This is a genomic window from Kribbella sp. NPDC055071, from assembly GCF_053608045.1.
This window is the reverse complement of sequence record NZ_JBSGUS010000004.1, coordinates 385,348-392,884: the sequence shown is the minus strand read 5'-3', so window position 1 is coordinate 392,884 and position 7,537 is coordinate 385,348. Positions and strand designations below refer to the sequence as shown.

General features: G+C 66.1%; 8 protein-coding genes. 5 read left to right on the top strand and 3 right to left on the bottom strand.

Features of this window, described 5'->3' with window-relative positions:
- The first annotated feature begins 476 nt into the window (after positions 1-476).
- Complete coding sequence (locus ACWF4Z_RS10350) at positions 477-761, top strand: hypothetical protein (protein WP_452242676.1); 285 nt, start codon at positions 477-479, stop codon at positions 759-761.
- Between the two features lie 240 nt (positions 762-1,001).
- Here the strand turns inward: ACWF4Z_RS10350 and ACWF4Z_RS10345 are convergent, their stop codons facing one another.
- The 3 genes from ACWF4Z_RS10345 to ACWF4Z_RS10335 are packed head-to-tail and all read right to left on the bottom strand — an operon-like array spanning position 1,002 to position 2,895.
- Complete coding sequence (locus tag ACWF4Z_RS10345; protein WP_452242675.1) at positions 1,002-1,382, bottom strand: PPOX class F420-dependent oxidoreductase; 381 nt, start codon at positions 1,380-1,382, stop codon at positions 1,002-1,004.
- A gap of 11 nt (positions 1,383-1,393) precedes the next feature.
- Entirely contained in the window at positions 1,394-2,305 is a 912-nt protein-coding gene (locus ACWF4Z_RS10340) for an NAD-dependent epimerase/dehydratase family protein (protein WP_452242674.1), read from the bottom strand.
- The gene (locus ACWF4Z_RS10335) at positions 2,302-2,895 is read right to left on the bottom strand and encodes a dihydrofolate reductase family protein (protein ID WP_452242673.1); all 594 of its coding nucleotides are present in this window, start codon (positions 2,893-2,895) and stop codon (positions 2,302-2,304) included. Before ACWF4Z_RS10335 ends, ACWF4Z_RS10340 begins: the two co-directional genes overlap by 4 nt.
- Before the next feature lie 214 nt (positions 2,896-3,109).
- Between ACWF4Z_RS10335 and ACWF4Z_RS10330 the strand changes: the two genes are divergently transcribed.
- Genes ACWF4Z_RS10330 through ACWF4Z_RS10315 form a run of 4 tightly spaced genes read left to right on the top strand, consistent with a single transcriptional unit; the run spans position 3,110 to position 7,534 of the window.
- Positions 3,110-4,435, top strand: a complete 1,326-nt coding sequence (locus ACWF4Z_RS10330) for a hypothetical protein (protein ID WP_452242672.1) — start codon at positions 3,110-3,112, stop codon at positions 4,433-4,435.
- The gene (locus ACWF4Z_RS10325; protein ID WP_452242671.1) at positions 4,408-5,736 is read left to right on the top strand and encodes an extracellular solute-binding protein; all 1,329 of its coding nucleotides are present in this window, start codon (positions 4,408-4,410) and stop codon (positions 5,734-5,736) included. Before ACWF4Z_RS10330 ends, ACWF4Z_RS10325 begins: the two co-directional genes overlap by 28 nt.
- 2 nt (positions 5,737-5,738) lie before the next feature.
- Positions 5,739-6,644 (top strand): carbohydrate ABC transporter permease, encoded by a 906-nt coding sequence (locus tag ACWF4Z_RS10320; RefSeq protein ID WP_452242670.1) that lies wholly within the window; start codon positions 5,739-5,741, stop codon positions 6,642-6,644.
- Positions 6,641-7,534 carry a carbohydrate ABC transporter permease gene (locus tag ACWF4Z_RS10315; RefSeq protein ID WP_452242669.1) on the top strand — a complete coding sequence of 298 codons (894 nt, stop codon included), beginning with the start codon at positions 6,641-6,643 and terminating at the stop codon, positions 7,532-7,534. The genes ACWF4Z_RS10320 and ACWF4Z_RS10315 overlap by 4 nt, the downstream gene beginning before the upstream one ends.
- The last annotated feature ends 3 nt before the right edge of the window (positions 7,535-7,537 follow it).

Genomic DNA, 7,537 nt, shown 5'->3' with positions numbered 1-7,537 from the left:
GCTGCGCGATCCTCGACCCTTGACCCACACCACCGCGACCAGGGAAGGACGCAGCTACGCGGATCCCGCGGGGAGTTGTGAGCCGGGTGGTGTGGATCCGGTTGGTCGGTGTGGTGCCGGGCTGGTCGGGTTCGGCGTGGACCCGGGCTGGTCTGGTTCGGTGTGATTCGGCGTAGCAGCCGATGCACTGGCAGATCCAGGTCCGCCGGGGGACGGGGCCGGATGGTGACACAACTACTGGTGGACTGACACAGGAAATATCGTGTTCACACCCGCCACAAGGTGTTCCCACCTCCCGCGGACCGGCCGTCCCAGCCCCAGAATCCCGCCACCTGGACAAATCCGGCCACATCCCGAGATCCACCCGGATCCACCCCGGCTCTTGGCCACCATCTCCGGGGTTGTCCCCTGAGTTTGTCGGTTCTGGCGTGAAATTCCGGTGGGTGAAGGGACAAACTCATTGGATAACCCGTGAGATGGTGACCATCCCGGCCGGGCAACTCCGCGACTTCATCGGCCGACCGGTTCCAGGTGTGCCCGGCGGCACTGCGGCCCGCCACCCCACCGCGATCCGCCCCCGTGAGCACACCGGCGGCCCCGCCCGGACCCGGCTCGTCGGCCTCACCACGGTCGGCCGCCGTGATCACATCCAGCACGCGACCACTCGGGTGAGCGGCTCCGGGATAGCTGCGGTCTTTCCTGGTCGGGGTGGTGTGGGTCAAGGGTCGAAGATCGCGCAGCGACGCCGTAGGCGCCCTTGATGCACGCCGGCCCGACTGGCACGATCACGCAGCCCGGAGACCGCGCCACCACAGTTTCTCGGCGCAGACCAGATCGGCGGCGTATCAGCAGTTCGCGCGCCCTCCCGAGGCCCGGGCGGCACCGGAGTCGTTCTGCGCACACCAGTTGAGCGGCGGATCCGCGATCCGCGCCCCGCCGAAGGCGGCAACAAATCAGCCCGCCGCGGAGCGGTGTTCGATCGGCCCGGTCTGCACGCGTGACTACATGCCGACCTTTTGGTGGTCGGGTTCTATGACGATGACGTGGCGTTCCTGGTCGCGGGCGTACTTCAGATCGATGTACTTCGCGACCAGGGGGTCGATGATTTCCCAGGCTTCGTCGCCTTCGATCCATTCGGTGACGTGGCCGCGGATGGTGATTGGCTCGAAAGGGTTGTCGGCGGGGACGATCGACAGGGCGAGGCGGGGGTCGGCGCGGAGGTTGCGGGCCTTGCGCATGGTCGGGCCGGTGAAGATGACGATCTGGTCGCCGCGGGTGCCGGCGTACACCGGGGTGCTGTGGGGTGAACCGTCGGGGAGGATCGTCGCCAGGTGGGCGAACGCGGCGCCGTCGAGGACGGCTCGGATCTTCGGGTCGAGCATGGAAGGCTCCTTCAGCGGGGGTTGTCGGCGCGCCAGGCCAGGTAGTGGGCGACTGCGGTAGCGGTGTCGTAGGCCGGGGTGAAGCCGGTGTCCTGGGTCAGGCGGGTGATGTCCAGGTACGGATCGGCGCCGGCATGGACCGGGAGGACGTCGAGCTCTAGATCGGGAAGCTGTGCTTGCAGGGCGTCGGTGACTTCGCGGTTGGTGAAGGGCCGGCCGCTGGAGACGTTGTAGGTGGTGTGGTTCAGGGTCTCGGCGTTCATCAGGAGGGCGATCGCGCGTCCGGCGTCGGGGGCGTAGCAGGCGTCGCCGCCGTCGTCGCCGTATACGGGTGGTGGCTCTTCACCGCGCAGGATGCTGCTGATGTACGTCACGGTGCCCTTGAACGGGGAGTACGGATCGAAGAGCGGTCCCCAGATGCTGCCGATCCGCAGCACAACAGGTTGTACGTCGGTGTCCCGCAGGCCGTGGGTGGTGATCGGCTCGACGGCCTTCTTGAACGCGACGATCAGGTGCGGCAGATCGGCCGTGGGGAGCGCGAGCCCTTCGTGCCAAGGGATCTCGGACTGTCCGAGGTAGACGCCGAGGCTGCTCGCGACGGCGAAACGGCGGACGCCCCAGGTGCGCGCGGCATCGAGTGCGTTGAGCAGACCGGTCAGATCCGTGCGGAAGAACCCGACCGGATCCTCGTCGGGGATCGTGCCGGCCAGATGCACGATGTCGCTGATGTCGTACTGCTTGCCGAGGGCAAGGAACGCGTCCCGATCGGTGACGTCGAGGGACTCCACCGTGACCTTGCCGGCCAGGAACGACGGGACCTCGGTCCGCCGGTGCGAGGTGACAACGACCTCGTGGCCGAGCTCCGCGAGCGCCTGGGCGGTGTGGGCGCCGATCATGCCGAGCCCGCCGGTGACGAGGATCATCGGATCACCTCGTAGTGCAGGTGCGTCACGCCAGGCGCAGGGACGGCCTCGATCAGACGGAGCTCGATGTGCCGGGGGAGCTCCTGGAAGAAGCTGCGGCCGGAGCCGAGCAGGATGGGAATCTGGTGCAGGATGACCTCGTCGACGAGGTTCGCCACGAGCGCGGAGGTCAGCGCGCCTCCGCCCATGATGGCCACGTCTTTGTCCCCGGCAACCTTGCTCGCGGCCGCGATCGCGTCCTCGATGCCGGTCGTGATGAGCGTCTGCTGATCGCTCATCCCGGGCACCGGTCGATGGCTGAGCACGAACAGCGGCGCGGTCGGGTGTGGCGCTCCGCCGTTGATCCAGCCGGAGTCGTCGTACGTCGTCCGCCCGGACAGTGTGGCGCCGACGCGTGCGGCGGACGCGTCGAAGATCCGGGCGCTCGGCTCGCTGAGCTTGAATCCGTCGAACACCTGGCTCGGCGTATCACCGTTGAAGTACCAGTCGAACAGCATCGTCGCGTCGCCGAGCCCACGGCCCGCGCCGGGATCCCGGCCGGTGATGAATCCGTCGACCGACACGGAATGGGCACTCAAGACCTTGCTCATGTCTCTCCTTCGCTCCCTCAGATGACCCGAGACTATGAGCGGCCCGACAGCCCGGTCTTGAACGAATCGTGCAGATTCGGACGACCCACCATGCTCGTGTTTCGCCGAGATTTCTTTTGGCTGATCCCTTGACCTGAGGCCCTGCGAGGTAGGAGTTTTAGCGACACCGGATTTACGAATCACTTCCGAACATGGTTCGGAAAGAGGGAGTGCCGTGGCGATTGTGATCGGGGTGGTGACCCACTCGACGCACGGTGTGCTGTTCCGCGAGGCGGCCAGCATGCTCGGTGGCGTCGACCTGGAGTGGGTCAGCTACGACCGCGAGGACGAGATCCGGCCCAAGGTCGCGGAGTTCCTCAGCACCACCCGGCTGGACGGATTCCTGGCCGGCCCGGTCCCGTACACGGCCAGTCGCGAACTCCTGCCGCCCGGCCTCGCCGTCGGCGTCATCCGCTCCTCGGCACTCGACCTGACCCTCGCGCTCTACCGCGCCCAGGAGCGCGGCTGGGGTCGTACCCCGGTCAGCATCGACACCTTCCCCGCCGACGCGGTCGAGGCGGTCGCCACCGCGCTCGAGCTCGACCAGGACGAGATCGACTGCTTGCCGTACGCACCGACCCAGACGGTCGAGGACATCGTCGACTTCCATCGCAGCGCGTATCAGCGCTTCGGCGATCGCAGCTACGTGATCAGCGTCCGCGCCGCCGTCCGCGACCGGCTGAACGGCGAGATCCCGATCATGAGCGGCATGCCGGTACCGGCGACGATCCGGACCGAGCTGCACGAGCTGGCGCTGCGGATCGAGTCCGACCGTGCCAGCGCACAGCGCTTCGCCGCCGGCGTCTTCCTCATCTCGCAGTCCTCGGACGAGGAGCGGGCGCGGATCGGCCTGATGAATCTGTTGCTCAACACCCCCGAGTTCGCCGGCGCCTGGATCGAGAACCGCGGCCGGCGTGGCGTCGTCGTGTTCGCCCACAAGGCCCTGTTCGAACGCATCACCCGCAACTGGGTCGCCGTACCGGCGTTGGCCGAAGCGGCCGCGGCGCTCGGCGTACAGGTCTCGGCCGGCTTCGGCGTCGGAGTCTCTGCCCGCAACTGCGTCCTGCTCGCGGAGCAGGCGGCCGCCCGGGCCGAGCTTGCGAGCGAGCCGTGCGCGTACCTGTTCGAGGACAGCGGCGTGATCATCGGCCCGATGGGACCGGTCGGCGACGCGTTGCGGTTCTCGTACCGCGAACACGGCGACGAGATCGAGCAACTCGCGAAGAACGTCGGTCTCAGCGCAGTCACCGTCTCCCGGTTGGCGGCGCTGGACCACGAGCTGGAAGGCCGTTCGCTCTCGCCTGGGGAGCTCGCGGGTCATCTCGGCATCACGGATCAGAGCGGTCGCCGGCTGATCCGGACCCTCGACGCAGGCGGCCTGGTGAGCGTCGAGGGCACTGCTCAGCACCACCCGAAAGGACGCCCGACGCGTCTGTACCGACTGCGCATCGCCCAAGCGTTGGAGAAACCACCATGGAGCTCACCCGCCGCCAGATCCTGAAGTACGCCGGTCTCGGTCTGACCGTTCCGGCCGTGTCACCGCTGCTCTCCGCCTGTTCGAACGACAAGTCCGCCGGTGCCGGGGACGGCAGCGTGAAGTTCGAGGGCTGGGACTACGAAGCATCCCTGGTCCAGCAGAATCTGGACAACTTCACCAAGACCAGCAACATCAAGGTCAACTACACCCCGATCACCAGTGCCCAGTACGTGCAGAAGGTCGTCGCCGAGTTCACCGGTGGCGGCGGCCCGGACGCTCTCTACGTGTACGACGATTCGCTCGCGGCCTGGGTCGAGGGTGACTACCTGCAGCCACTCGACGGGCTGCCCGGCGTCGACGAGGTGTACGCCGGGATCTACCCGGGCAACGCGGAAGCGATGACGTACCAAGGCAAGCGCTACGGCCTGCCGTACTACACGGACTCGAACTGCCTGATCTACAACGCCGAGATCCTCGCCAAAGCAGGCTTCAACAAACCACCGACGAGCCTGGAGGAGCTGGAGGCCCAGGCCGCGAAGATCAAGAGCGACGGTCTGCTGGAGACCCCGATCGGCCTGCCCGCGCAGCTCTCGGACACCTGGTGGGCATGGGTATGGGCGCTGGTCTTCGCGAGTGGCGGCAACCTGTTCGACGATCAGCAGGCGCCGATCATGAACACGACCGACACCGTCACGAAGGATGTCTTCACCTGGTTGCAGGATGCAACGAACAAGTCGAAGGTGCTCGACCCGGCGTCGCTGCAGTTGCTGCCCGTCCCGGTCGACAACGCGATGAAGGCAGGCCGCTACGCCTTCACCATCGGGGCTCGCTACGCGCTGCGCGACTACAACGACCCGACCAAGTCCAAGACAGCGGGCAAGATGAAGATGGCGTTGATGCCCAGCCTCGACGGCAAGGAGCACGGCACCGTCAGCAACACCCGGCTCTACGCCCTGGCCCAGGACACCGAGGTCAAGGACAACGCGTTCAAGCTGCTCACGTATCTCGGTGGGCTCGGCGAGGACAAGAAGCCTTACACCGCCAAGTTCTGGTTCACGCAGCGCGGGCTCGGGTTCGCCTACAAGTCGATGGCCAGTGACCCCGAAGTGACCGCGGCGCTGAAGAAGTTCGCCGATCCGGCCGTCTACGCGCACCTGGCCGAGATCGCCAAGCCGCGGAACGTGCTCGGCGTCGCCTGGTACACCGAGTTCGAGGTCGAGATGCACAAGGTCGTGCAGGGTGTGCTGAGCAACCAGACGCAGCCCGCCGCAGCGGTCGCTTCGCTGGCCCAGACGGCCGAAACCCTCAAGAAGAAGTACTCCTGAGCATGTCGGTCAGCACCGAGCGCCGCCCGCTCGGCGACAACGCGAAGGCCTGGGCGTTGAACGCGCCGGCCATCGTCGTGATCGCCCTGCTGGTCGCCTATCCGATCGTCTACTCGTTCTGGGTGAGCCTGCAGCGCAACAACCTGAAACGTCCACGGGCGAAGAAGTTCATCGGTTTCGACAACTACAAGGCACTACTCACCGACCACGCGTTCCTCTCGGCGTTGAAGGTGTCCGCGCTGTTCGTCCTCGTCGTGCTCGGGCTGACGGTCGTCCTCGCGTTGATCCTGGCACTGGTGCTGAACGAGCGGTTCCGGGGTCGCGGTCTGCTGCTCAGCCTGGCTTTGTTGCCCTGGGCAATGCCCGGCGTGGTCAACGGCCTCATGTGGCGCACGATCTTCGACGCCAAGACCGGCGCATTGAACGGCCTGCTCACTCAGTTCGGGCTGATCGACAGCTATCACGCATGGCTGACGTCCGGCAGCGGCGCGTTCCTCTTCACCGCGTTGGCCCAGGTCTGGAACACGTTGCCGTTCTCGGTCATCATCCTGCTGGCCGGCTTGTCGACCATCCCGTCCGAGTTGTACGACGCTGCCACGGTCGATCGAGCGGGTTCGTTCCAGCGGTTCGTGCAGGTGACGATGCCGTGGCTGCTGCATCCGCTGCTGATCGTGCTGATCCTCGAGACGATGAACGCGTTCCGCGCGTTCGACACGATCTACGTGCTCACCGGCGGTGGTCCGGGCGACGCGACCACGACGATCGCCCTCCTCGACGTGCAGACCGTCCTCACCTTCACCGACTTCGGCCTGGGCAGCGCCTACGCCTGGGTGATCACCGCGATCACCTTGCTGATCTCGGTCGGCTACATCGGCCTCCTCTACCGGAAAGGAAACTTCGAGGTATGAGTACCGTCGTTCAGGTCCCGCTCCGGTATCGGATTCCGTGGAAGAAGATCGTTCTGTACGTGCTGGCGGTTGCCTTCGCGCTGTATCTGGTGTTGCCGTTCTACTGGATCGTCGCGATGAGCTTCATGCACGAGGTGGACGCGATCGCGGTGCCGCCGCACTGGGTCCCGGTTCATCCGACCTTGGAGAACTATCTCGGGTTCATCCGGCCGAACGAGGCTCAGCAGCTGGTAGGCGGCCGAGCCGTGTCGGAGACGCCGTACTCGTTGCGGAACAGCTTGATCGTGGCGAGTGCGACCGCCGTACTCAACCTGGTGCTCGCGACGTTCGCGGCGTACTCGTTCTCGCGGTTGAAGTTCAAGGGGAGCCAGGTGCTGCTCGTGCTGTACCTGCTCACTCGGATGGTGCCGGGGATCGCGATCATCATCCCGTTCTATCTGGTGATGCGGACGTTGGGGCTGCTGGATACGTATCTCGCGCTGATCCTGTCGTACACGACGTTCGCGCTGCCGATCACGATCTGGATCCTGAAGGACTTCTTCCGGTCGGTGCCGCGTGAACTGGAGGAAGCGGCGCGCGTGGATCGCTGCGGTTGGTTCAGGACGATGTGGTCGGTGTTCCTGCCGGTTGCGGCGCCCGGGCTGGTCGCGGCGGCGGTGTTCGCGTTCATGACGGCGTGGAACGAGTTCATGTTCGCGCTGTTCCTGACCAGCACCAAGGCCGCGAAGACGATCCCGGTGGTGGCGGCGAACTTCGCCACCGACTTCAACACCCAGTTCACCGTGATGGCCGCGGCCGGCGTGCTCGCGGTTGTCCCACCCCTGGTACTGGCCCTGCTCTTCCAGCGCAAGCTGGTTCAAGGCATGGCCGCCGGATCTGTGAAGGGCTGAGAG